Source organism: Hymenobacter frigidus, from assembly GCF_014640435.1.
Lineage (GTDB): Bacteria > Bacteroidota > Bacteroidia > Cytophagales > Hymenobacteraceae > Hymenobacter > Hymenobacter frigidus.
Map to the genome: position 1 here is coordinate 14,254 of NZ_BMGY01000031.1, position 23,832 is coordinate 38,085.

20 protein-coding genes and 1 tRNA gene are annotated in these 23,832 nt (G+C 56.3%); 13 read left to right on the forward strand and 8 right to left on the reverse strand.

The window, feature by feature from the left end; genetic code table 11:
- Positions 1-87: 87 nt before the first annotated feature.
- Together IEW17_RS14850 and IEW17_RS14855 are read left to right on the forward strand one after the other, a co-directional pair.
- Complete coding sequence (locus IEW17_RS14850) at positions 88-1,392, forward strand: site-specific integrase (protein ID WP_188562844.1); 1,305 nt, start codon at positions 88-90, stop codon at positions 1,390-1,392.
- A gap of 202 nt (positions 1,393-1,594) precedes the next feature.
- On the forward strand, positions 1,595-4,093 hold the full coding sequence (locus tag IEW17_RS14855) for a S8 family peptidase (protein ID WP_188562845.1): 2,499 nt from the start codon (positions 1,595-1,597) through the stop codon (positions 4,091-4,093).
- Here IEW17_RS14855 and IEW17_RS14860 read toward each other — a convergent pair.
- Complete coding sequence (locus tag IEW17_RS14860; protein WP_188562846.1) at positions 4,080-5,105, reverse strand: AAA family ATPase; 1,026 nt, start codon at positions 5,103-5,105, stop codon at positions 4,080-4,082. The two genes, IEW17_RS14855 and IEW17_RS14860, sit on opposite strands and share 14 nt — an antisense overlap.
- A gap of 408 nt (positions 5,106-5,513) precedes the next feature.
- Between IEW17_RS14860 and IEW17_RS14865 the strand changes: the two genes are divergently transcribed.
- The 6 genes from IEW17_RS14865 (at position 5,514) to IEW17_RS14890 (ending at position 14,556) form a co-directional block, all read left to right on the forward strand.
- On the forward strand, positions 5,514-5,690 hold the full coding sequence (locus tag IEW17_RS14865; RefSeq protein WP_188562847.1) for a hypothetical protein: 177 nt from the start codon (positions 5,514-5,516) through the stop codon (positions 5,688-5,690).
- Positions 5,691-5,780: 90 nt separating this feature from the next.
- Positions 5,781-6,386 carry a murein L,D-transpeptidase catalytic domain-containing protein gene (locus IEW17_RS14870; RefSeq protein ID WP_188562848.1) on the forward strand — a complete coding sequence of 202 codons (606 nt, stop codon included), beginning with the start codon at positions 5,781-5,783 and terminating at the stop codon, positions 6,384-6,386.
- A gap of 213 nt (positions 6,387-6,599) precedes the next feature.
- A complete protein-coding gene (locus IEW17_RS14875) occupies positions 6,600-8,081 on the forward strand; it encodes a type I restriction-modification system subunit M (RefSeq protein ID WP_188562849.1) in 1,482 nt (493 codons plus the stop codon).
- A complete protein-coding gene (locus IEW17_RS14880) occupies positions 8,078-9,148 on the forward strand; it encodes a restriction endonuclease subunit S (protein WP_188562850.1) in 1,071 nt (356 codons plus the stop codon). Before IEW17_RS14875 ends, IEW17_RS14880 begins: the two co-directional genes overlap by 4 nt.
- A 5-nt stretch (positions 9,149-9,153) precedes the next feature.
- Entirely contained in the window at positions 9,154-12,486 is a 3,333-nt protein-coding gene (locus tag IEW17_RS14885; RefSeq protein WP_188562851.1) for a DEAD/DEAH box helicase family protein, read from the forward strand.
- Between the two features lie 1,026 nt (positions 12,487-13,512).
- On the forward strand, positions 13,513-14,556 hold the full coding sequence (locus IEW17_RS14890; protein ID WP_229749027.1) for a DUF3871 family protein: 1,044 nt from the start codon (positions 13,513-13,515) through the stop codon (positions 14,554-14,556).
- Between the two features lie 50 nt (positions 14,557-14,606).
- On the opposite strand, the gene IEW17_RS14895 is transcribed toward IEW17_RS14890, so the two are convergent.
- Complete coding sequence (locus IEW17_RS14895) at positions 14,607-14,843, reverse strand: helix-turn-helix domain-containing protein (protein ID WP_188562852.1); 237 nt, start codon at positions 14,841-14,843, stop codon at positions 14,607-14,609.
- A 163-nt stretch (positions 14,844-15,006) separates the two neighbouring features.
- Here IEW17_RS14895 and IEW17_RS14900 point away from each other — a divergent pair, with 163 nt between their 5' ends.
- Positions 15,007-15,573, forward strand: coding sequence for a hypothetical protein (locus IEW17_RS14900; RefSeq protein WP_188562853.1), 567 nt, complete (start codon positions 15,007-15,009; stop codon positions 15,571-15,573).
- A gap of 233 nt (positions 15,574-15,806) precedes the next feature.
- On the opposite strand, the gene IEW17_RS14905 is transcribed toward IEW17_RS14900, so the two are convergent.
- Positions 15,807-15,879 (reverse strand) — tRNA-Gly (locus IEW17_RS14905).
- A gap of 106 nt (positions 15,880-15,985) precedes the next feature.
- On the opposite strand from IEW17_RS14905, the gene IEW17_RS14910 reads away from it, so the two are divergent.
- The 3 genes from IEW17_RS14910 to IEW17_RS14920 are packed head-to-tail and all read left to right on the forward strand — an operon-like array spanning position 15,986 to position 17,912.
- A complete protein-coding gene (locus IEW17_RS14910) occupies positions 15,986-16,255 on the forward strand; it encodes a hypothetical protein (RefSeq protein ID WP_188562854.1) in 270 nt (89 codons plus the stop codon).
- 29 nt (positions 16,256-16,284) lie between these two features.
- On the forward strand, positions 16,285-16,830 hold the full coding sequence (locus IEW17_RS14915) for a GNAT family N-acetyltransferase (RefSeq protein ID WP_188562855.1): 546 nt from the start codon (positions 16,285-16,287) through the stop codon (positions 16,828-16,830).
- 17 nt (positions 16,831-16,847) lie between these two features.
- Complete coding sequence (locus IEW17_RS14920; protein ID WP_188562856.1) at positions 16,848-17,912, forward strand: hypothetical protein; 1,065 nt, start codon at positions 16,848-16,850, stop codon at positions 17,910-17,912.
- An 8-nt stretch (positions 17,913-17,920) separates the two neighbouring features.
- Here the strand turns inward: IEW17_RS14920 and IEW17_RS14925 are convergent, their stop codons facing one another.
- The 4 genes from IEW17_RS14925 to IEW17_RS14940 form a co-directional block, all read right to left on the reverse strand.
- A complete protein-coding gene (locus IEW17_RS14925) occupies positions 17,921-20,134 on the reverse strand; it encodes a B12-binding domain-containing radical SAM protein (protein WP_188562857.1) in 2,214 nt (737 codons plus the stop codon).
- A gap of 96 nt (positions 20,135-20,230) precedes the next feature.
- Positions 20,231-20,428 (reverse strand): YqaE/Pmp3 family membrane protein, encoded by a 198-nt coding sequence (locus IEW17_RS14930; RefSeq protein ID WP_188562858.1) that lies wholly within the window; start codon positions 20,426-20,428, stop codon positions 20,231-20,233.
- Positions 20,429-20,560: 132 nt separating this feature from the next.
- Complete coding sequence (locus IEW17_RS14935; RefSeq protein WP_229749028.1) at positions 20,561-21,133, reverse strand: AraC family transcriptional regulator; 573 nt, start codon at positions 21,131-21,133, stop codon at positions 20,561-20,563.
- A gap of 419 nt (positions 21,134-21,552) precedes the next feature.
- Positions 21,553-22,155: a thioredoxin family protein gene (locus tag IEW17_RS14940; protein ID WP_188562860.1), complete on the reverse strand. Its 603-nt coding sequence runs from the start codon at positions 22,153-22,155 to the stop codon at positions 21,553-21,555.
- 143 nt (positions 22,156-22,298) lie between these two features.
- Between IEW17_RS14940 and IEW17_RS14945 the strand changes: the two genes are divergently transcribed.
- On the forward strand, positions 22,299-22,571 hold the full coding sequence (locus tag IEW17_RS14945; RefSeq protein WP_188562861.1) for a hypothetical protein: 273 nt from the start codon (positions 22,299-22,301) through the stop codon (positions 22,569-22,571).
- A 106-nt stretch (positions 22,572-22,677) separates the two neighbouring features.
- Here IEW17_RS14945 and IEW17_RS14950 read toward each other — a convergent pair whose 3' ends face one another.
- Complete coding sequence (locus IEW17_RS14950; RefSeq protein WP_188562862.1) at positions 22,678-23,790, reverse strand: DUF5074 domain-containing protein; 1,113 nt, start codon at positions 23,788-23,790, stop codon at positions 22,678-22,680.
- Between the last annotated feature and the right edge of the window lie 42 nt (positions 23,791-23,832).

Consider the following 23,832-nt stretch of genomic DNA (forward strand, 5'->3'; position numbering starts at 1 on the left):
ATTTGGTGCGGAAGCCCCGCTCGGGAAAACACACTCGTTGGACCACTTGTGTAAACCGCTGTGTAAACCGCCACAGGTTCACACAACATGAGTAAGACCACCGCACACAAAGAAGGTACAGCTACGGTGAAGGTCATCTACTTTCTAAGCAAGACGCTGGCCGACGGCTCTCACCCCTTCATGGTCCGCATCACCAAAGAGCGGAAACGTAGGTACGTCGCCACCGGCTTGTCACTACACCCCAACTACTGGAACGAAGAGAAGCAGGAGATTCGCCGGAGCTACCCAGAGCAACAGCGGAAGAAGCTGCTGGAAGACATACTCAAATGGGAGCGCAAATACAGTGAAGCCGCTGACTCGCTTTCAAGCGCGGACGAGCGACATGACGCCAACGCTGTACTTGCTCACGCTATCAAGGAGCGTGCAGCCCTGCGACGAGTGCAGTTGCTGGAATACACCGACGAATTAGTCACCGGTTTTGAGCAAGCCGGTCAGCTCGGCAATGCAACCACCTACCGCGACCTACGCAACCAACTGAGCAAGTTTATTCGAGCGGAGTTTGGCACTAACGATGTGCCCTTTGAACGGGTGACGGTGCCGTTTTGCACCAAGTGGGAAACCATGCTCCGCGCCACCGGTCTCAAGGAAACGACGCTCTCCTTCCGGTTTCGCACGTTGCGCGCCGTGCTCAACAAGGCGATTGCCAACGGCAGCATGAAGCTGGAGCACTACCCGTTTGCTCGGAATGCGGCAGAAATCCACAAGTTCAGCATTGGCAAGTTCGATGTGAGCACCACCAAGCGCGCCATCAGTCGGGATGCCGTTCGCCGGTTCGAAGCGCTAGTACCCGAAACCGACCGGCAGCGGTTGGCGATGGACGTCTTCCTGTTTTCCTTCTACTGCGGTGGCATCAACTTCGTGGACTTGGCGCAACTCCGCTGGCGTGACGTGAAAACCAGCGAAGAGGGTGTCCAGCGCCTGCATTACGAGCGCCAGAAGACCGGCGGCAAGTTCTCGCTCAAGCTGCTTCCTCCCGCCGCGGCTATCCTCGCACGCTACTATCCGCTGACCTTTCGTACCCGCGATTCCTACCTATTCACCATCCTCGACACCACGGTTCACATCACCCCGACGCAAGTAAGAAACCGGCTCCACAAGATTCTCGGACAGGTGAACCACGACCTGAAGGCGCTAGCCCCACTCGCGGGCATCGACACTCACCTCACCACCTACGTCGCCCGGCACTCCTTCGCCACCAGCTTGCGGAAAGGCGGCGTCGCTACCGGTCTGATTAGCGAGGCAATGGGTCACAAATCAGAAGCAGTGACGATGGTGTACCTCGACTCATTCGATTCGGATACCCTCGACTCGGTATTTGACCATCTGCTGTGACACAGAAGGAGTTCACCTGATATACAGAGTGGGCTCCTTTGCAGTCGCATGGTTGTCAGCATACCATGGAAAGTATCTCACTCCTTACCACATCTGACTAACGCGATTCAAAATTGTACTTTGCAGAACGAAACGTCTTCCACCAGCAAGCTACCTGTGGCACTGAGCGTTTTACTTGACGCTTTCTGCCATCCCACACTGTATGCCTAGAGAACTACCTCACCTTCTGCTTCTCAACCCTCATGAGCGCGCAAACAAAATCAAGAAAGCCTTGCGGGGGAAGAAGACTGATGAACCTAGTTCGTCTGAACTGGAAGTGAATGCTGAATTGATACAACAACAGACCACCAGCTTCAGGGTGGGTCTAGCATCGTTTGTGAGTGAATTTAGGCGTCGTCAAGCTGAGCGCGAACCAAGCCTTCGAGTCCCTGCAACACTCACCTCCATAGAAATTGAGTTTATTGACTGGTTCGATGCCGCCAAATGGGAGGCAGTCTATTACGGCACTTTTGGTCTTCGATTGAACAAGTACTCGGATTATAACACCCGTGGTCTGTTCACAGTTGTAGACCGTGCAAAGTTCACTTTCTTCTTAGAAGAGGTCAGAGCTTTCATAGCGTGCCAGAATCACTCATCACCATCCTACCACAAGCTTGTCAAGTACATCAGGTCATTTCAATTCCACTCGGCAGAACGCATTAACTCACGTTTTAGACCCGACGAACGCGACACTGTTTACTTGTCCTTAGTCACTGTTTCGGAAGAATCCAGCGGAGAGGCTAGAGACCGCTATGAGGCAATCAACACAAGCCTGGAAGAATTTCTAGGGTCAAGCGGGGTTGATTTCTCTTTCAACCCCTTCACGAACGCCTACGAAATCAAAGGTGCGACTAATGCACTCGTTAACACCATTTCACGGAATTTTGACGTCGTACATACCATCAATTCCTCTTCGTTCGGACTTATTCGCGAGTCTCAATTTGGTCTCCCTACTAGGGGTTTCCCTTTTTCGATTGCGACTCCAGCTGACGACTTGCCTATAATCGGTGTCATTGACACAGGAGTTAGTCGACACACTCCACTTGCACCACTTATCGTTTCAGAGGACTACTCCACTGATGGAACAAACGCAGCCCATGACGCCGACGGGCACGGAACATCCGTTGCTGCTTTTGCTGCTTTGGGACACCAGCTTGCCGGGGTAGTCACTGGCACACTTGAAGCAGATGCTCGCATCCTACCAATTAAGGTTCTGAACGGCAATCACGGTTACATCTCACATCAGGACGTAGGCAGCTTGATTATACGTGCTCGGGAAACTCATGGAGTACGCATCTTCGTCCTTGCTGTAGGGTACGCTAATCCACTTCGGAATGATGAATCACACTCTGACTATGCTTTTTACTTAGACCAGCTAGCTCAGGAACTCGACGTGCTAATTGTCATTGCTACCGGCAACTACAAACAATTTGCAATCGAAACATCAACCTGCCCAGACCACTACCTGAGCGAGGACACCAACCTTTGCAGTCCAGCGGAGAGCATGAACAACTTGACGGTCGGTTCCATCGGTTCAAACCTTGAGGATGATGCACCGATTACGCAAGACTCTTTCCCGTTTACAGACAGCACCTTGCCCACTGTCTACTCGCGTAAGTTTCACCTTGACAGCAATAGGTGGAAAATGAAAAACAAGCAGTTTTTCAAGCCGGATGTCCTCTATCCAGGAGGCAACTACTCTCAAGTCCGACGACCGATGGGACCACAGCTAGATGACGCTGCGGCAACAGGCATTCAGTACTTGTCCATTGAGCCTGGCAAGTTCTTCGAGCGGGGAATGGGCACCAGTTATTCAGCTCCATTGGTTGCCAACATCGCTGCAAAACTCTTGCGCAGATATCCTGCCCTCCGTTTGCAAAGCATCAAAGCACTTATCGTGAACGGTGCTGAAAGAGTCAACATGGACTCTTATAAGCACATACTGCAAACTCACCAACAGCGAGGCATTGCAGGTAATGGAGTACCAGTACCAGAAAGGTGCTTATCATCTGACCACTCCGAAATAACTGTGGTCGTAGAGGACACAATTACAGTAGGCACTCTTGAAACAATTGAAGTGACAATTCCTGCGTATTTGAATGACGCACACAAGAATGATGCTCTTCTAGAAGTTACAGCAACTCTCTGCTTTGCAATTGTTCCTGTGAGCAACTACTCATTGGCATACTGCCCCGTTCATCTAGCATTTGGATTTTTCCGCGCGCTCATACTCGAGGAGGAAGTACGCACAGTTCAACCAGATGGCAGAGTAAAAACGGAACGGTTTGGGATTAATGGTGGAAAAGCGAAGTCTTTCACCTTCAAGGGTGGATGGTCTCAAGACGCATACTACAAACCTAAACCCCTGAGCAACACTCAAAAGGTCTCATTTTACATCAGTCGTGAGAATCTACGCAGAGAGAACAACAAGTTCAAGATTGCCATCGAGTGCCACTTCCACAAACTACTCCCCAAAGCAGTTACAGACTTGCTACCTACTGAGTACAAATACTCGCTCGTGTTGCGGTTCAGAGAAAATGTGCCCGTTGCAAAGCAGAACCAGTCCCTGTACGATGAGTTGCAACTTTGCAACAACTTGGAAGCCCTTGGCACCCTTGACCTAGACGCAGAAGGCGACCTTGAATTGGTTATTGAGAGCTAAACTGCTGCCTTTCCTTCCTCACTAGCTCTAACCAGAGGTCTGTGTTGATGCGTGGTTTTGTCATGTTAGTACGAGGGTGAGCGATGACACTACGCTTCACAGCAGTGATTAGCGTTCGCTGAATGCCATAGTAAGACAGCCCCTTACAAGACTTCACAATTGACGACAAGTCATTTTCCTTGTCGAGTTCAACCAGTCCAGACCTGAGTGTCTTGTTTATCAACTCTTTGATGTGACTCTCATCAGGTAGTTCCAAGTTGATTTTCACATCAAAGCGCCGCAGTAATGCTTCGTCAATCATGTCAATCTGGTTGGTCGCTGCAATAACTACGCTTGAACTAGGGAGATAATCGAACAGTTGCAGGAGTGTGTTCACCACACGCTTCATTTCTCCATGGTCTTGACTGTAGTCACGCACCTTACCTAGTGTGTCAAACTCGTCAATGAAGACAATGCACTCTTCAGCAGCCGCCCGACGAAACACCTTCGCGAGATTCTTGCTAGTCTCTCCTAGTTTGGAGGACACAATCGCTCCCAGGTTCACCACCAGCATCAACTTTTCCAATTCTCCCGCAAGGACGTAGGAAGCTAGCGTCTTACCACAGCCAGGGGGACCGTAAAACAAGACTCTGTTGGAGACTGGCAGGTCGAATTTGTGCAGTACGTCAAGCGATTGATGCTCTTTGATGAAGTAGCTCAACTCCTCTTTGACACTATCCGTGCAGACCAACGAATCAAATTGGTAGTCGGACGTGAGCTTCTCGAGAATGAACTCGTTTATCTCCCGGTCGTCCTCACGCTGCTGATGCTGTGACGACCCGACTTTCAGCAACCCATTGGTCTGATGCTGCCGAATGGAGTCCTTGAGAATCGACTGCAACTGCAACGCGAAGTTGATTTTCTTACTCTTCTTCGCGTGCTCTATGAGTTCATTCAAGGACGCGAGGAGCCGGTCCTGGTCGTTCTCCAGGCCGTACTTCGCAATGTCTTTGATGAAATCAGTTTGTGCCATCGTGTGGTAAGCAAGTGTAGTATAGCGCGATACTACACAGACAATAACAGTAATTTCTTACTGGTGGTTATGGGAACGAAGAGTGTATCTGCAGTTATTGCTTGTCCTGCAACAACGCTCACCCTTTTGCCGACGTTCTCAATCAGCTAAGAATTTTAGCACAAAGTACTCCCGATTTTTGGTACAGGAGTAGAAACGTGAACCACTACTTGCACAAATGTAGCAACGAGGGTTCTCAGGCTAGTGGAACACTGTCCAGCATTCTCAGGAGCGACTTTCTCAGGTTTGTGAGAATGCCAACCTCCTCAACGCTTGAATTCCTCATCGAAAACACCCACCTTTCGCGGTATTTGTCACACCTGCCGTGAATCAACACCAGGCATAGCGCATACCCTTTTCTCTGCACACATGAAAGCTCTCTTCGGCGCAGTCCTGATTCTGATTGCTATGATACTGCAAACGAACGCCGACGACCTCTTTGGTACAGGCGGTTACATTGGACTCGCTACCGGAGCATTCTGCTCGGCCATCCTGCTCTGCGGCTTGTATCAGCTGCACCTGCACTTCAAGCAACCGCAACGGTAACGGTAACATCAAGGTGGAAGATGCCAGCGGTGCCCACGTACGCACGATGTGACAGTGCTACCTCCACAAATTCCTTCTTCAACCAAAACCATGCACCAGCAGAACTCTCCGAGCCGCCTCGCTGCTTCTGCGGTCGGCTGCTTGCTATTTGGCAGCGTGCTTATCAGCAGTTGCACCACCGATACAGATTCCAACTTACGGGTAGATGACGAGTTGGTCACACGTTGCCTTACCGCACTCAAGACGCACCAGAAACAAGGCTTCAACCGCAACATTGCCTTCTACGTGGACCTCACCCGTCCTTCCAACGAGAACCGCTTCTTCGTGCTTGACTTGCAGCGCAACCAAGTGCTGGCCAAGGGTCTGTGCTGCAACGGACGTACCGACACGCAGGGGAACGTGCTCTACTCGAATCGGAACGGCTCCAACTGCAGCTCGCACGGTGTGGCGAAGGTCTCCTACCGCTACCGCGGCCAGTTCGGCAAAGCCTATAAGCTGGAAGGTCTGGAACGGAGCAACAGCAACATGTTCTCGCGTGCCGTGGTGCTCCACGCGCACGGCTGCATACCCGACGCGCCGCAGCAAACCCCCATCTGTGTCAGCGAAGGATGCCCCACGGTGAACCCTGCTTTTCTGGAGACCCTAGCCGGGTACATCGACCACAGCGCCAAACCCATTCTGCTGTACATCGAATAGGCGCGGCGACCAGCTTTCACCGTGCCGACCGCCTCCATCGGCGCAGTTGATTTCACCCCCGGTTTTCAGACTTCGGAAGCGTACCTTCGCTCCCTTTTGGCCGCAACCGTCGAAATTGACAACCCGCTTACACTGCACGACTTCGAAGCACGCACTTTACTAGCACTTACAAACTTGGAATGAACCACATTCCGCACTCACTGACTCCCCTTCATGATTACCGGAGAACTAAAAAGCAAGATTGACCGCGTATGGGAAGCCTTCTGGACAGGCGGCTTGTCGAACCCCATCACCGTCATCGAACAAATGACCTACCTGCTCTTCATTCGCAGGTTGGACGATTTGCACACCCAACGTGAGCAGAAAGCTGCCTTCCTGCAGAAGAGCATCGAGAACCCCATCTACCTGCCGTTGGAGCAGGAATTGCGGTGGAGCTACTTCAAGAATGCCGACCCCGACGTCATGTACCGCCTCTTCACACGGGAAGGCGGCGTGTTCGACTTCCTGAAAAACATGGGCACCCAGAACGGCAGCTTCTCGAACTACATGAAGGGTGCCACCTTCATGATTCCGACGCCGCGTCTGCTCGCCCAGGTCGTGGACATGCTGAGCGCCATCGACATGGACGACCGCGACACCAAAGGCGACGTGTACGAGTACCTGCTGAGCAAGATTGCCTCGGCAGGCCAGAATGGGCAGTTCCGTACTCCGCGCCACATCATCAAGATGATGGTGGGAATGGTGCAGCCTACCACAGAAGACATCATCTGCGACCCGTCGGCGGGCAGTGCCGGTTTCCTGGTAGCTGCCGGTGAGTACCTCCGTAAGCACCACGCCGCCGAACTGCTCAAGCCGGAGGTGCAGAAACGCTTCCAGAATCAGACGCTGATGGGCACCGAGTTCGACCCGACGATGATTCGCATCGGGGCGATGAACCTGATGCTCCATGGCATGGAAAACCCTAACCTAGTCCAGGTAGACGCCCTGAGCGAGGACAACGCCAGCTTCACCGACAAGGTGACCGTAATGCTGGCCAACCCGCCATTCAAAGGCTCCCTGGACCGCGAAGCCGTTGACCCGAAGCTGCTCAACATCGTTGACAGCAAGAAAACCGAGCTGCTATTCCTCGGATTGATTCTGAAAGGGTTGCAACTCGGTGGACGCGCTGCGGTGATTGTACCCGACGGCGTCGTTTTCGGCAACAGCAAGGCGCATCAAGCAATTCGTCAGACCCTCATCGACCAGCATTTGCTGACCGGGGTGGTGTCGATGCCTGCCGGCGTGTTCAAACCCTATGCGGGGGTGAGCACCGCCATCCTGCTGTTCACCAAAACCGGCGTAGGCGGCACCGACAAGGTGTGGTTTTACGACATGCAAGCCGACGGTTTCAGTCTGGACGACAAACGCAACCCAATTATTGAGAACGACATTTCCGACGTGGTAGCACGCTGGCATAATCTCGGCGCCGAAGCCAGTCGCACCCGCACCGACAAAAGCTTCCTAGTATCGGTTGAGGAAATTCGCCTCACTAACTACGACTTGAGCATCAACCGCTACAAGGAGACGGTACACGAAGAAAAGGTGTACGCAAAACCTCATGTCATCATCGCACAAATTGAAGCACTGGATGAGGAGCGGCAAGAACTTCTCCTCGAGTTGAAATCGATGGTCTTATCTGAAACGCTAGCAGTATGATGTGGCGAAAAGTCAGCCTCGGTGAAGTATGCGAGCTGAGGTACGGCAAAAGCCTCGTGAAGGAAACGCGAGTACAAGATGGTGCATACCCAGTCTATGGCTCCAGTGGTATAGTAGGACACCATGATGAATTCCTAGTCGACGGTCCTTGCCTAGTTGTTGGACGCAAAGGGTCAATTGGCACTGTCTTTTTCTCTGAGCGACCCTGCTATCCCATCGACACTGCTTATTTCGTGCACTGCAAGGAGGAGATAAACCTCAGATTCCTTTACTATCAGCTTTCTACGCTCCGGCTCAGCGAGCTCAACAAGGCAGCAGCTGTTCCTGGACTGAACCGCGAAGATGCTTACAGGAAGCTTATCACTTTACCGCCTCTAGACGTTCAACATCAGATTGCTGACACCCTGGACAAGGCCGACGCTCTACGCCGCAAGGACCAAGAGTTGCTGCAGAAATACAATGAACTCGCTCAGAGCATCTTCTACGAGATGTTCGGTGACCCTATTGAAAACACCAAGAAGTGGGAAGTAAAATCACTCGGGGAATTGACGCGGAAAATCACCGATGGCACACATCAGACACCAACTTATGTAGAATCAGGGGTGCCTTTTCTGCGCGTCACTGACCTAACCGGGTCCAACACCTCCAAAAAATTCATTACTCGCGAAGAGCATCTCACTCTCACGAAGAGGTGCAAGCCAGAAAGAGGGGACGTTCTGTACTCTAAAAATGGCACGATTGGAGTCGCCAAAGTTGTCGATTGGGACTACGAATTCAGCATCTTCGTCAGCCTGTGCCTGCTGAAGGTCAAGACTGAATTACTGAACCCAAAATTCTTGGAGTTCTTCTTGAACACACCCTTCGCATTGAATCAGGCAAAGAAGCACTCAAAGACAGGTACTGTTACAAACCTGCATCTTAATGAAATCAAGAATATTCTAGTACCTGTCCCTGAACGTGTTATTCAGGAACAATTCCTACATGCCGTGACAAGCATAGAAGCTCAGAAAAGCCTTGTTCGCCACAGTGAAGGACTGTTTGACACCGTCTTGAATTCCCATTTCTAGTTTCTATGTCTAACTTCTCGTTTCTACCCACCGAGTGGAGCACCCTAGCTCCTACCCTGCAGCAAGCCGAGCAGCACGCCTACACCGCGCCTCCCTATGCGGCGGTACTGTGCCGGAAGTCGCTGGAAGAATGGGTACGGTGGATGTACGAGAACGACGGCGACCTTGAGCAGCCTTTTGATACCTCGCTCAATTCGCTGCTACACCAGCCGAGGATGCGGGAGCTACTAGCTCCGAGCCTGTTCATGCAGGTCAACCTCATCCGCAAGCTTGGCAACGACGCCGTTCACGGCACGCTCACCATCAAACCGGAGCAAGCGTTACACGTCCTGCAGCTCATGCACGGATTCGCCGCGTGGGTGGTGAACATGTACCGTGCCGAGCGGGTAAGCGTACCCGCATTTGACGTGAGCCTGGTACCCCAGGAAGCGCCGGCCATCAAGTACAAGGCGAAGATGCAGGAGGCCGAGGCGGCATTCCGGCAAAGTCAGGAGCTGAATCGCCACCTGCAAGCCGAGCTCGACCGCGTCAAAGCCGCCAAGGAGTCGCACGCCAAGCTCCCCCCTCCGGCTGACCCCAACGAGGCAATCACCCGCAAGCTCTACATCGACTTGCTGCTGAGCGAAGCCGGTTGGGACCCCGACGGTCCGAACGTGGCCGAGTACAAGGTGACCGGCATGCCCACTGGCAACGGCGACAACAACGGCGCGGGTCGGGTGGACTACGTGCTGTGGGGTGACGACGGCAAACCGCTCGCTGTAGTGGAAGCCAAGCGTACCAGCAAAGACCCCAAGGTCGGACAGCACCAATCCAAGCTCTACGCCGACTGTCTGGAGCAGATGCACGGCCAGCGTCCGGTGCTGTTCTACACCAACGGATTCGAAACGTGGTTGTGGGACGACAAGGGGTACCCGCCGCGTCGTGTTCACGGGTTCCACAAGAAAGACGAGCTCGAACGCCTGATTCAGCGCCGTACCACCCGCCTCGCGCTTTCCGACGCGCCGGTAGACCCCGCCATTGCTGACCGCTACTACCAGATTGAGGCAATCCGCAGCGTCGGTAAGGTACTCGAAGCCCGAGGTCGCGAAGCACTGCTTGTGATGGCAACCGGCACCGGCAAAACCCGCACTGCAGCAGCACTCATCGACGTCATGAGCAAGTGCGGATGGGTGAAGCGCGTGCTATTCCTGGCTGACCGAAATGCACTCATTTACCAGGCGAAAAACGCGCTTACCAAGAGCCTGCCTAATCTGCCAGCGGTTGACCTTACCCGCGACAAGGAGCACGCCCAGGCGCGGGTCGTGTTCTGTACCTACCAGACGATGATTCACCTCATCGACCAGAGCTACGACCAGCAGCAGCGCACCTTCGGCGTGGGGCACTTCGACCTCATCATCTTCGATGAGATTCACCGCTCCGTCTACAACCGCTACAAGGCGATTTTCGAGTACTTCGATGGGTACCGCATTGGCCTCACCGCCACTCCCCGCAGTGAAGGCGACCGCGACACCTACCACCTATTCGGTCTGGAACCTGGCGTTCCCACCTTCGCATACGAGTTGGAGCAGGCGGTAAACGACGGTTACCTGGTGCCGCCCATGAGCGTTTCGGTACCGCTGAAGTTTCACCGCCAAGGCATCAAGTACAACGAACTAACGCCTGCCGAGAAGCTACAATACGAGGAGAAGTTCGCCGACCCGCTGACAGGTGAATTCCCCGACGAGGTAGACAAGGAAGCGCTCAACAAGTGGTTATTTAATCAAGGCACCGTAGACCAAGTACTGGCCACGCTGATGGAGCGCGGCGTCAAAGTGGCCGGAGGGGACCGCATCGGCAAGACCATCGTCTTCGCCCGCAGCCACCCCCACGCCAAGTTCATTGAAGAGAGGTTCAACGCACAGTACCCGCAGTACAAAGGCGAGTACTGCAAGGTCATCGACCATTACGAAACCTACGCCTACGACATTCTCAAGAAGTTCTCCGAGAAGGACGGCACACCGCACATTGCTATCTCAGTAGACATGCTCGACACCGGCATCGATGTGCCGGAAGTCGCCAACCTCGTCTTCTACAAACCTGTCCGTTCCAGCGCCAAGTTCTGGCAGATGATTGGACGAGGCACCCGCCTGTGCCCCAAGCTGCTCAGCGAGGACCAAGACAAGGAGCACTTCCTCATCTTCGACTTCTGCGAGAACTTCGAATTCTTCGACCAGAAACCACAAGGCATCGACTCGAAGCAAGGCAAATCACTCACCCACCGGCTGTTTGAGCAGCGCCTCAAGCTCATCTTCACCCTGCAGAAGCGCGCCGAGCCGGAATACCAGGAGTACGCCGACGAGCTACGCAAGCACCTGCACGAGCAAGTCGAGCAACTGGAAGAGGACAGCTTCCTTGTTCGGCAGCATTGGCGCGTGGTGGAGAAGTACCGCGACGTCCACCGCTTCAACGCGCTCAACGAGCTAGAGGTGAAAGAACTGTGCGACCACCTTGCTCCCATCGTGTTCGAACCGGAGGAAGACGAGTTGGCCAAGCGGTTCGACCAGTTGTGCTACACCATGCAACTCGATGTGCTCAAGAACGGCACCGTATCGGCGCATTTGGTGCAGGAAACCCGCTCACTGGCCGATGCACTCTCGAAACGTGCGGCGATACCTCTGGTAAACCAGAAGATGCCGCTCATCAAGCAGGTGCAGGGGGATGCCTACTGGACCACGATGCCCCTGTCGAAGGCAGAGGACTTGCGGAAGGAGCTGCGTAACCTGATGCGCTTCATCCAAACCGAGAAGCGTCCGCCCGTGTACACCAACTTGGACGACGAAGTGCTGGCCGTGTCAGAACCCAAGGCACTCATCATCAAAGCAGGGAACCTGGACGCTTACCGCAAGCGCGTGACGCAGTACCTAATGGAGCGACGTACGCACCTCACCATCCACAAGCTGCGCACCAACCAACCCATTGAACCCGGTGAGCTCCTGGCGCTGGAAAACCTGCTCTTTGAGCAAGGCGAGGTCGGTACCCGCGAGCAGTTCGAACAGGCGTACGGCAAGCAGCCGCTCGGCAAGTTCATCCGCTCCATCGTTGGCCTCGAAGCCGGCTCCGTACGCGAGGTGTTCAGCAGCTTCATCAACAACCCGTCGATGAACGCGCAGCAAATCCGCTTCCTCGACCTAATTGTGCAGTACCTCGGCAGCAACGGCTACCTCGAAACCGCACAACTGTTTGACTCGCCTTTCACGGAGGTGTCCACCCACGGCCTGCTCGGTGTCTTCAACCAAGACCAGGCAACCGAGGTAGTTTCACTCCTCCAACGCGTGAATCAGTACGCTGAAGCAGTGTAGCCTTGCCCGAGGGGGGGCTTCGGAGACTCGTCTGCTTCACCCTGACCATCACGCCGTGCTAGTACTTGGTGTCAGTATGAAGTACAGACGTTCTAGCAGCTGCCCCCCCTACCCCCCCATAGAGGAGGTGTGCTACGAACAGTGTTCATCTGCCGCTGGCTCATCTGAGCACAAGGGGACTTTTCGAAGCGTCTTAAGCAACTGCTCGGGGTTGTTGTCCAGTACAAAACCCAGCAAAAAAACCAGAATACTGCTACGAGAAGAGCACTTTCATCTAGGAAGCACCGCCACTGTGACAAAATGCACCACAGCAGCTTCAGAAGGAGTCGAGCGTGGATTGCAAAAATCGAGCCAGAACTCAGATTTGACAGGTGGATTTCACAGAAATCTGCGGAGTCGACTCCTACATTTTCAAGGTGCCACTAAGCGCGCGTGCAAGACGGGTACCCGTTTCAGAGCAGAAACTCACACTTCGGCTACGGTTCATGCCAACGTGTCACAAGATTCAATACATCGCTACCGTGGAGTTGAAGCAAAGGCACTTACACGCTCCTCTAGATTAACCGTAGCGGTATTGTAGACCACAAGAGTCTCTGTGCGTCCACTTACTAAATTTCAACGACCCGCGCAGAGGTCATCGTAGCGATGTACCTGGCGTGTACAACACAGCAATGCAGCTTTTGACTCGTGGGGAGGCATGCTCAGCAGAAAAAATTCCGAGAAAAATTCCGGACATCGCTAGTGAGACCAGGAGGTAACACGAGAAGCTACCCCGCAGGTACCTCCCAAGTGACCCACCCCCCCTTGTACGGAGATGTGCTTCTCACTTTTTCCTAGGAGTGGAAGCGCTGTAGCACATAAACGCTGCTGAGTTAAACGCTCGGAGTTTATGCAGCGGCCTTCTCAAGCTCTTCTGGAACTCGTGAGAAGCAGATTTCAGCGTTCTGTTACCACGATTTCAACCACCATTCACTGTACCACTTTTTCAACATCACTCATTCTCCAACTCAAACCCCAGTTCACACCATGGAAAACTCATTGATGATTCGGCCTAGCGCCGACTTGGTTCATGCGAACCACCTGCACATTGTACGAGATGCCGACCCGCAAGAGTCGGCATCTTTCGTTTACGAGGAAGTCTTACAGTCCACATCGCGAGCGTTCATCGAGGCGAACACGCTTGCCGTGGGATTCTCAGAACTCCGGCACGAACACATCATACCCGTGTTCGTCAAGGACAACGAGCCGCTGATTTCGCAGGCAGACTTCATTCAGGTAACAGCGGAAGCCGTGCGCGACGTGTTCCGCGGCGAGCAGATTCTCACTCCGCAAATACGTTGTTCCCACGCTATAAAAGGTCGCGTTCCTGAGGCAAAGGACAAGCCAGCGGCCCAACTGCAGGATTGGGAGCGAACGTTGTACTACGAACGCATGATGTTCTGCATCGAGATTCCGACGCTTTTCGAGCAAGTCGGCGGAAACCAGCTCACCCTAGTAGTAGGCGGGGTCAAGTCGTTCAACCTAGATAACCTCTGGAATAAGAAGGGCAGTCCTGAGCACTTCAAGGTTTTCGTCGGTTTCAAGAACATGGTCTGCACGAACCTTTGCGTGCGAACCGACGGTCTGCTAGGTGATTTTCGCGTCAGCAGTCTTGAACAGCTCCGCCAAGGGGTTCTGCAACTGCTACGTTCGTACGACGAGCACCGGCATTTGCGCCAATTGGAAGCGCTTACCCGCTACTCGCTCACCGAGCACCAGTTCGCGCAGCTCATTGGGCGCTGCCGCATGTACCAGCACCTACCCACAGCAGCCAAACAGCGCATTCCAGCGCTGCTCTACGGCGACCAGCAACTCGGCACCGTGGTCAGAGACTACTACCGGGACGAGAACTTCTGCCGCGACAACGACGGCAGCATTAACCTGTGGAAATTTTACAACCTCTTTACTGAGGCTAACAAGAGCTCGTACATCGACACCTTCCTGCCGAAATCCATCAACGCACTCGATTTCACCTTTCAGGTGCAGGATGCCCTTGACGGTAACAACGCTCGGAATTGGTACTTGAGCTGACAAGCACAGGCTACTTGGAACCCGCTCCGGTACTCACTGGAGCGGGTTTCTCAGTCGGCTTTCTCTATGCCAGGACAATTAACCAGTTCGGGTAGCGGTATTTCCAGTGCCTTTGTCAGCGACAGCAACACGTCAATGGTGGCTGCCATCCGTGCCGTCTCGATGCGGTGAACCGTCATTTTGTCGATGTTGGCGTGGTCCGCGAGTTCCTGTTGGCTCCATCCTCGGTCGCTGCGCAATTGGCGAAGGTGCTTGCCGAAAACATGAACGCCAACCGGGTTTTTCACAGTTGGCAAGCTCCGACGTCACCTTGGCAACCTTGTATGCGGATACGCCTACTCGGCACGAAAAACCTCTGCTTTTGACAATCAATGCGACACATATGATTTTCCCTCGGCAGTGACGTACCATTACAGGCAGCTTTCACCACTACCTCACCCTCTCACCAAAATGCAAAAAGTCTTCCTCCTATTCGTCCTCTTCCTCGCTGGAACCACAACCCGGGCGCAGGAACTGTTCTATCCTGCCAAGTACGCGGTCTACAAAGTCTCGCGCTCCGCCGTGCACGCTGCCGTGAGCAATGGGCGCCCAATCTCTAATGAACAGAAATGGAATGTCAAGCTGCTCATGGTAGTCCAGAAAACGAAAAAGTCGGGGGTGTACGAGGCGAAAATTTACAACACGACAGGTGACGGACATCACCGCAAGATAACGGGACCACCAGTGTACACAGTGACGCTCTTCGGCAGGGAACCTCGCACAATGAAGTTCGATAACGGAGAGGTTGCAGAGATTTACTCTGACACAATGTATATGGGGCAACTTGACCCTCCTGAGAATGAAGTCGACGGAACGACATCGCTCACCCCTCGCGTAGCTTGGAGTTCCAACGTGGAGGGAAACAAACTCCTCTCCCTTATGTGGCAGAACAGTTCCACTAAGTGCAGTAAGGATAGTCGGCAACACGCGAAGAAATGCAGTCACGTCGTTGAATTCGACTGCACCCCTGTGGAGTAGTTGCAAGAAAAAGCACTAGATGTTGCTGACACCCTTCAACTACATTGCGTGCCCCTCACCCGACAAGGGGGTTCACGCGCACCAAACACGGTACTTTCCAAGGGTTTCCACCGTCAACAGCAAACCTGATTCACATTCTCCACCAACACAGCGAAGACGCCTGTGTAAACCAACGTGTAAACCAGAAGCAAAAAGAGTCAGCCGCCACGCAGGCAACTGACTCTGACTCAATGAGCGAGAAACGAGGCTCGAACTCGCGACCCTCAGCTTGGGAAGCTGATGCTCTACCAACTGAGCTACTCTCGCGGGGTGACTTTGGTGGAACGAAATTACGGCAAAGAACCGGATTCTCAACCGATGCCCAGCCACGGGATTCAACCCCGGCTTTAGCGAGCACGTAGTACGCAGTATTATGGCAACTACTCCCCTTCCTCCCGCTACCAACCGCTTGGTCGGCTTACTTCTGATGGTAAGTGGCGGGCTGCTGGGCTTTGGGCTGCTGCTAAAGCTGGTGGTGGGGACGTACAGTTGGTACACCAACGGCATACAGGCCCCCTCGTTCTTATTACTGTCCGTGAACTTATTAGGGCTGCTGGCCAGCGGACTGCTCATGCGCTGGGGCCTGCGGATGCGGCGGGGCACCATTGTGTTTCGCGACCCCAATGCCAACGAAATACTGTAAATCGGCGTTGGCGGGCCGACCTTTGTGCCATGTCATCTCCCTTGCGTATTTCGTTGGCTAAGGCCAATGCCCCCACTGCTGCTCAGCTTGCCGATTTGGGTCGGCAAACCTTTCAGGCCACTTTTGCGGCTACCAACACGGCCGCCGACATGGTGGCATATCTGGCCGAGAATTTTGGGCCTGAGATTCAACTGGCCGAGTTACAGGACCGGGAAAACACCTTCCTGCTGGCGCACATGCAGAATGAGCTGGTGGGCTACGCCAAGCTGCGCGATAATTCTACGCTGGGACTACCCGAGGGCCAGCAGCCGGCCGGCCGGCTGGAAGTGGAGCGCCTCTACGTGCGCGATGACTGGCAGGGCACCGGCCTGGGCGCTGCGCTCATGCGGGGAATTTTGGCCCTGGCCGAGCAGCTGCACTGTTCGGCCGTAGTACTGGGCGTGTGGGAAAAGAATGAGCGGGCCCGCGCCTTCTACCAGCGGTTTGGGTTCCGGGAGATTGGCCAGCACGACTTTCAGCTGGGGCAGGATGTGCAGACCGACTTGATTTTGCGCAAAGGCATGGCGGGACGGTAAAACGGCTACTTTTGGAAATGCCTAACCCCGTTGTGCCGTGTCTGCCGAGGAGCTTCCATTACCTGAGCGCTGCGCGCCGCGGCCTGATGGGATTGGCGCTGCTGCTCGCGGCTTGCCAGCCCAGGCAGAGCGAAACCGACTCGGCCACCACCCCACCGGTGGGGCACTACGAAGGCAGCATCAGCCTGAATGGGCAGCCGGAGGTGCGAGCAGCGCTCGATATTCGTCACCCCAGAGTTGGCCACTACGAAGCTGAGTTTACGGCCCCGGGAGTCGGCACGCTGGGCTTTGTGGCCGACACCATTTCTTTCAGCAACAACACGCTGCAAATCAAGCGCCCCGCCCGGGCAGGGCAGGTATTGACCCTGACACTGGAAGGCGACTTCCTGCGCGGCACGCTAGCCCTGGATTCGAGCAAAGCGCAGGCCCTGCTGGTGAAACGGGGCAGCCCCACCCCCAGCACCTACCGCGTAGAGGAGTTGCCGCAGGCCAAGGGCAGCGCCTGGCTATTCGCGCCCGCCGACACCAGCACCCCAGGCCCGGCCCTGGCGCTGCTGCCAGACCAGGAAACCACCCCGGCAGCAGCCATTTGGGCCGATGCGTTGGCGCGAGAAGGTATTATCGTATTGCTCCTGCCCGCCGTCGATTCGGTGACGGGGCCAGCGGAAACGGTGCGGCTGTCGCAGGCCTTAAAAATCCTGCACGGCACAGCTGGGGCCGACTCTGCTACCATCGGAGCCTGGGCAGTTGGGGCGCGGGCCGCACTGCTCGCGCACCTGCTGGTTGATGATACCAGCTTACGGATGAATTTTCTAATCGCTCAAAACGCGCCGGTTTCCACCACGGACCGGGCCGCGTGGCGCGAACTGCGCAAGCGAAAACTCCCTGTACTTGGCTTGTATGGCGGCTTAGGGGCCAATCAGCAGGCGGCTGCCATGCGCCAGGCGCTGGGCGGCCGGCGTGGCAACGCCGTGCGCGCCTACCGCGCCGGGCGCCCAGACTTGCTGGTGGCGGGCGGCCTGAGCCCGCGGTTCGGAACGGGCCTGCCGGCCGACGTGGTGGAGTGGCTGCGGAGCCGCTAACCCCGCGGCTAAAGCAACAACAAGCCCTTTTCGCGCAAAACCTGCCAGGCCGGGCTTTGCAGAAACGCTTCAAACGAGCCTTCCGATTGAGGAAAGCTGGCGGCCGCGTCCTTTAGCAGCACTTTGGTGTCGAAATCCTGGCTGAGTTGGGTCAGCAACTGGTGCAGCCAATGGCCGGTGGCTTCGGTGGTTTTCACCTCAAAATCCTCGGCCTGCTCGTAGCAGGTGAGCACGGCGCGGGGGGCTTTCTTGCCGGCTTCGATACGGATTTCCGGCGCGTTGCCGAGCCAGAACAGCCGCAGGTTTTGCTTGGCGAAATCGGGCTTCTCGGGGGTCTGCAGGGCCTGCTGCACCAACTGGCGCGGCGTGGTGGGCTTCGGGGTTTTAAAATCGAACCAGCGGCTGAGCGGCTCATCCAGGGCCACGCCGTGCAGGTAGTTGTAGAGGGACTTGGCCAGGCCGGGGCCGAAGGCTTCGTGGTCGGTACCGCGGGGGTCGTCGTGCCAGAGGTCGTTCCAGGCAAAGCCGGCGGGCTCGGGGCCGATGGCGGCCACTTGGTACTTCGCCGGGTTCTTGCCCACGGGTGAGTGCGCCGTCATCGAAAACCGGTGCCAATAACCGCTCTGCACCACGCCGGCCGCGAAAAGCTGCCGCACCACTTCCAGGCTGTCCACGGTTTCCTGGGCGGTTTGAGTGGGGAAGCCGTACATCAGATAAGCATGCACCATGATGCCGGCCTGGGTGAAACCGTCCGTGACACGAGCCACCTGCGCAATGGTCACGCCCTTTTCCATGAGGGCCAGCAGGCGGTCCGAAGCCACTTCCAGCCCACCCGAAATGGCGATGCAGCCCGAGGCGGCCAGCAGGCGGCAGAGGTCGGGCGAGAAGGTTTTTTCGAAGCGAATGTTGCCCCACCAGGTGATGGCCACGCGGCGCTTGAGCAGTTCCACGGCCAGGTCGCGCAGGGCCAGGGGCGGCGCGGCTTCGTCCACGAAGTGAAAGCCGGTCTGGCCGGTTTGCGCGATTATTTGCTCGATGCGGTCGACCAGCAGGGCGCTGGGGGCCGTTTCGTAGCGTGAAATGTAATCCAGCGTGACATCGCAGAACGAGCAGCGCTTCCAGTAGCAGCCGTGCGCCACGGTGAGCTTGTTCCAGCGGCCGTCGCTCCACAGGCGGTGCATGGGGTTCAGCACCTCCAGCACCGAGAGGTACTCGGTCAGGGGCAGGTCGGAGTAGTCAGGCGTGCCGACTTCGGGGTGCGGAATGTCCGGGTGCGGGTGGTTGATGTACTGAATTTCGCCAGCTTCGTCGCGCAGGAAAGTGCGCTGAAGAAGCAATCTGTCATTCTGCGCATTCTGCTCAGGATGACAGGTTAAATATTCCAGCAGGCGCAGCCACGGGCCTTCGCCATCGTCCAGCGTCAGATAATCAATGTAATCGAAAAAGCGCGGCTCTTTGATTCCGCGTAGTTCGGTGTTTGGGTAGCCGCCGCCCATCACGGTCACGGTTGCGGGGCTGATTTCCTTGATGCGCTTGGCCAGACGCAGCGCGCCGTAGAGGTTGCCGGGGAAGGGCACGGTGAAGCCCACCAAGTCGGGTTTGGCCCGATGCAGAAGTGGTTCCAACTCCTCCAGCAGCATTTGGTCGAGCAGGTTGGGGGCGGCTTGCAGGGCCTCGTGCAGGGGCTCGAAGCTGGTGGCGGAGAGGGCCAGCTTCTCGGCGTAGCGCGAAAAGCCGAACTGCGGGCCCACGGTTTCCTTGATGAGGTCGGCGAGGTCTTCCAGGTAGAGCGTAGCCAGGTGGCGAGCTTGGTCGGTGAGGCCCATGGTGCCGAAGGCGGTTTCCAGGTCGGCCACGTTGTCGAAGCGGCTGGCTTCGGGCAGGAAACGACCGTGGCAGATGCGTGGAGCCAACGTCAGGTCCTTATTCTGCAGGAAGCGAACGACCGGAGTGATGGTAGCCAAGTAGCGGTTTTGCAAACGCAGCATTCGCTTGGCGTTGTCGCTAAGGGCAAAAGAACCGGCTTCAATTTCCTGAAAAACCCGCCGCAGGCCCGCTGTCGAAAACAGCCGCAGCACCAGCTGCAAGCCCATATCGGCCTGCGTCACATCGAAGCCGCGCCCGCCCAGAAACCCCTTGATGTAAGCCGTGGCTGGATACGGGGTGTTGAGCTGCGTGAGCGGCGGCGTGAGAAGCAGGATGCGGGGCGAAGCAGATGACACAGTGGCAAGTAACCAGGCCGGGGCGGCTGGGGTTCATTTCCGGCAAAGGTCGGGGGCAATGCGCCGTCGCTGGCACCCGGCGGGCACAGGGCCGGGCTACCGGCCCGCCCGCATTATTTCCAGCGTTTCGCGGTGGCGCTGTTCAGCCAAGTCCTGGCTCCGCGAGGCCACCCCCCAAATAGCGGCCGGAATCCAGCCAATCAGCGTTATCTGGAGAATAAAACAGAGAATGCCCTTCAGAAAATGGCCGTTAATCATCATTGAAAGGCCGGGCAGCAGGATAGCAAGCAGCATAAAAGGAAGTGTAAGGTTGTGACGGTAAACCTACGCGTCTTTTCGATAAGGAGCACATCAGGTTGCAAACAAAAGCGGCGCTCCTGAGATTGGAGCGCCGCTTTTGCGTTAATCAATCAGCTGAAAAACCTGCTAAGCCAGCGCGTCGAGCGACAGGCGCTCGGGCAGCATCAGGCGGCGGAATTCGCTCACCGAATGGCCCGTTACCTGCCGGAACTGGTTGCTCAGGTGCTGGCCCGAGCTGTAGCGCATCTGGTCGGCTATCTGGTTGAGGGTGAGCTCGCCGTAGCTGAGCATTTCCTTCACGCGCTCAATTTTGAGGCGAATAAGGTATTTCTCGATGGTGAGGTGCGCGGTGCGCGAAAACACCTTGCTCAGGTGCGAGTACGTGGCCGCAAACCGGTCGGTGAGGAAAGCCGAGGTGGTGAGCGGCGAGCGGGCAGTGCGCAGGTGCTCGAGGTAGTCGGCGAGCACGGTTTTGATTTGTTCGGTGAGCTGTTCGGCGCGGCCGCGCAACAGCTCGAAGCCGGCGGCGTGTAGCAGCGGAGCCAAGTCCTCGGGGTCGGCCGGGGTGGCATCGTCGAGTTCGGCCACGCCCAGGCTGACAGTGGTGGGGTGGTACCCGGCGCGCTCCAACAGGCTCTGCACGGCTTCGACGCACCGGGGGCACACCATATTTTTGATATGCAATAGGTTAGTTTTCAATGGCTTTAACGTGTTTGAGGCCGCCGCGAGGAAGCCGGTGAAATAGTAGAGCGTGGCGCAACCGTGCCCGCAACCGCCCGCCGGGGCCGCGCCACCGGCGTGGAGGCTTCGGCCCAGCCCCGCCCGAACCAATGCGCCGTGGCCCAGGTCACGAATGGAACCACGGCCAGAAACGTAACAGCGAGCAGCCAGAAGAGTACGAGAAAAGAAGAAAAAAGTCGACCAAAAAAATGGTTACTCCCTCCAAACACGTACCCAACTAACATTAGTGCCAGCGCCAAGCTGATAGCCGCCAGCCAGCCCACCCGCCGCCAGGGCCAGGCAGCAACGTGTTTTTGGAGGCGATGGCGCAGGGACAAGGGCATTAAAAATAAATTTGGGGAAGTGAAAATAACGGATTTTTTGGTCGACTCCCAATCTTAGCTCAGTAAAGCTAGCAATTCCTGCTGCACGGCTTGGCCGTTATCCGCTTCGTACCAGGCATTCATGCCCTTCACTACTTCGTTTGTGTGCAGGGTTTTATCGCTGTGCAGCTTGTGGGCTAAGATTTGAGCCGCGGCCGGACGGGGCCCCCAGTCGCCGAGGTCGGCCCCGGTGGCGGCGTCGCGCCGGATGAGCTTGGGGATGCTGTTTTTGCCGTTCGTTTGATGGGCGGCCATAAGTTCGGGGTGGTCGGAGCGCAACACGACGTGCAGCGTAACCCGGCCGGCGCTTTGGGCCACCAGGCTGGCCAGAATGGGCAGGTTGTGGGCCGTGTCGCCGCACCAGGCCTCGCCCAATACCAGCCACTGCTCGGGTTGGGGTAGCTTTTGAATGGTTCCGACCAGCGCGGGCAGCAGCGGCAGAGCGGCGGCCCGGTCGAGATGGGCCGAGTTCTGGGCGGTATAGCGGATGAGGCCCGGCGACTGCTCGGGGCCACTGGTGCGGTGCTCAGCAGCCATAGTGCCCACCAAGGCGCGAAATTCAGCGTAGGAATAAGCCGGCGCGGGCGCGGCAGCAGGCGAAGAAATGATATTGGACATGGAGTGCGAGCAAAAGAACAACAAAATACGGCGTGCCGTACGGCTACAACCCAACTCCGGACCAGTAGTTGCGGTTGCACGGCAGCGGGTTAATTTTCTACCTTGCAGCTTCGCACAGTATAAACTCCCTCACCTCCGCTTTCATGTCCCTCAATCCTATCCTCCGCCCCTTCGCCGTAGCCTGCGCTCTGGCCGTTTCACTCAGCGCCTGCAGCTCCGGCACCAAGGAAGGTGACACCAACGTAGAGCGCGGCTACACCAAGAAGGGCCCCGCCGCCGCCGCCGACGGCGTAGCCGATGGCGACTCCGCCACCGCCGGCCTCACCCGCGATACCACGCACCGCGTCACCGGCAAAGACTTGTACAAAGCTGCCAGCAGCGCCAAAGACCGCAACCACGACGGCCTGGCCGACTAAGCTTCCCGCTGGCCCGGCCCAAGCGTGCAGCTCACCCAAAGCCCACAAAAAAGGCCCGTACCATTCCGGTACGGGCCTTTTCGCTTAATTGCAGAAAGGAAGGAGGTTAGTAAAACACGAAGCCGTTGGGGCCGGCGCCCACGATGCTTTCGTCAATCTTGGTGCCGTCGGGCTGGTAGCGGCTCATTTTATCAGCCGAGAAAGTCCCGGTCCCGGTGTAAATGGTGCCCGCGTTGGGGTCGACCCCCAAGCCGTAGAACTGGCCGGCGATGAAGGGTGCGGTGAGGACGGGCAAGGTGGTATCGGTGATGCCGAGGCGGCAAACCCCGCCCAGGAAGATGTAGGCATCGATGGCGCGAAAATACAGCTGCTCGCCGGTGGGGTTGAGGTGCAGGTCGGTGGGCGAATAGCGGTTGGTGGCAAAAGTGCGGGCAGTAGCGCCTACCGTGGGGTTGGCCGGGTCGAGGCTCACCAGGCGGCCGGGCGTGGTCAGGGTATAATCGACGGCCGTGTACGCGCTGTTGTAGACCACCAGGCCGCCGCAGAGCACCCAGAGGCGGTTGTTTTTGTCGAGCGCGAAGCTATTGGGGGCATCGCCCACGGTCACGGTGCTGGTCACGCGGCCGGTAGCCGGGTCGATAACCGTGACGGTGTTCGAGCCATAGTTAGCCACGAATACCTTGCCCCCGGCCATGGTCAGGCGCTCGGGCAGGCTGCCGGTGGCAATGCTGTCCACCACAGCGTTGGTGTTCAAATCCACGATTTTGATGCCGGCTCGTATCGGAAAATAGGCGGAATTGTAGGTACCCCACTGCGTCACGTAGGCCCGGCTCGCGCTGATGGGCAGGAAATAGCGCGGGCTCGTCAGGCCGGCTATCACGCCCACCGACTTGAAATCGGGCAGCGACACCACCTCTACTTTGTTGGAGCCGTTGACCACGACGTAGCCCCGCTGGTCGCGCACGGCCATGCTCTGCACGATGTTGCCCAGCCGCCGGCTGTTCACGCCCTGAAACAAGTCTAGGGTCACGGTCTTGGTGGTCTTGTTGTACAGCGAAATGGTGCCGCTGCCGCTGCCGTTCGAAAACGGTCCTTCGTTGAGCACAAAAACGTTATTGGTAACAGCCGCCGGAGCTACGATTACCTCCTTATCGGGGCTACAGGCCGCCAAGGCGAGCAGGGCCAACACCGGGACCGTCAGAAATTTAGAAAAACGCATGGGAAAAAGTGATTAACGAAAAAAGAAATGGGTACTAGAATT

Excerpts from the sequence above, each read along its gene's own strand:
- IEW17_RS14850 (WP_188562844.1), top strand. The coding sequence starts at position 88 with ATGAGTAAGACCACCGCACACAAAGAAGGTACAGCTACGGTGAAGGTC.
- IEW17_RS14855 (WP_188562845.1), top strand. The coding sequence starts at position 1,595 with ATGCCTAGAGAACTACCTCACCTTCTGCTTCTCAACCCTCATGAGCGC.
- IEW17_RS14860 (WP_188562846.1), bottom strand. The coding sequence starts at position 5,105 with ATGGCACAAACTGATTTCATCAAAGACATTGCGAAGTACGGCCTGGAG.
- IEW17_RS14865 (WP_188562847.1), top strand. The coding sequence starts at position 5,514 with ATGAAAGCTCTCTTCGGCGCAGTCCTGATTCTGATTGCTATGATACTG.
- IEW17_RS14870 (WP_188562848.1), top strand. The coding sequence starts at position 5,781 with ATGCACCAGCAGAACTCTCCGAGCCGCCTCGCTGCTTCTGCGGTCGGC.
- IEW17_RS14875 (WP_188562849.1), top strand. The coding sequence starts at position 6,600 with ATGATTACCGGAGAACTAAAAAGCAAGATTGACCGCGTATGGGAAGCC.
- IEW17_RS14880 (WP_188562850.1), top strand. The coding sequence starts at position 8,078 with ATGATGTGGCGAAAAGTCAGCCTCGGTGAAGTATGCGAGCTGAGGTAC.
- IEW17_RS14885 (WP_188562851.1), top strand. The coding sequence starts at position 9,154 with ATGTCTAACTTCTCGTTTCTACCCACCGAGTGGAGCACCCTAGCTCCT.
- IEW17_RS14890 (WP_229749027.1), top strand. The coding sequence starts at position 13,513 with ATGGAAAACTCATTGATGATTCGGCCTAGCGCCGACTTGGTTCATGCG.
- IEW17_RS14900 (WP_188562853.1), top strand. The coding sequence starts at position 15,007 with ATGCAAAAAGTCTTCCTCCTATTCGTCCTCTTCCTCGCTGGAACCACA.
- IEW17_RS14910 (WP_188562854.1), top strand. The coding sequence starts at position 15,986 with ATGGCAACTACTCCCCTTCCTCCCGCTACCAACCGCTTGGTCGGCTTA.
- IEW17_RS14915 (WP_188562855.1), top strand. The coding sequence starts at position 16,285 with ATGTCATCTCCCTTGCGTATTTCGTTGGCTAAGGCCAATGCCCCCACT.
- IEW17_RS14920 (WP_188562856.1), top strand. The coding sequence starts at position 16,848 with ATGCCTAACCCCGTTGTGCCGTGTCTGCCGAGGAGCTTCCATTACCTG.
- IEW17_RS14930 (WP_188562858.1), bottom strand. The coding sequence starts at position 20,428 with ATGCTGCTTGCTATCCTGCTGCCCGGCCTTTCAATGATGATTAACGGC.
- IEW17_RS14940 (WP_188562860.1), bottom strand. The coding sequence starts at position 22,155 with ATGTCCAATATCATTTCTTCGCCTGCTGCCGCGCCCGCGCCGGCTTAT.
- IEW17_RS14945 (WP_188562861.1), top strand. The coding sequence starts at position 22,299 with ATGTCCCTCAATCCTATCCTCCGCCCCTTCGCCGTAGCCTGCGCTCTG.
- IEW17_RS14950 (WP_188562862.1), bottom strand. The coding sequence starts at position 23,790 with ATGCGTTTTTCTAAATTTCTGACGGTCCCGGTGTTGGCCCTGCTCGCC.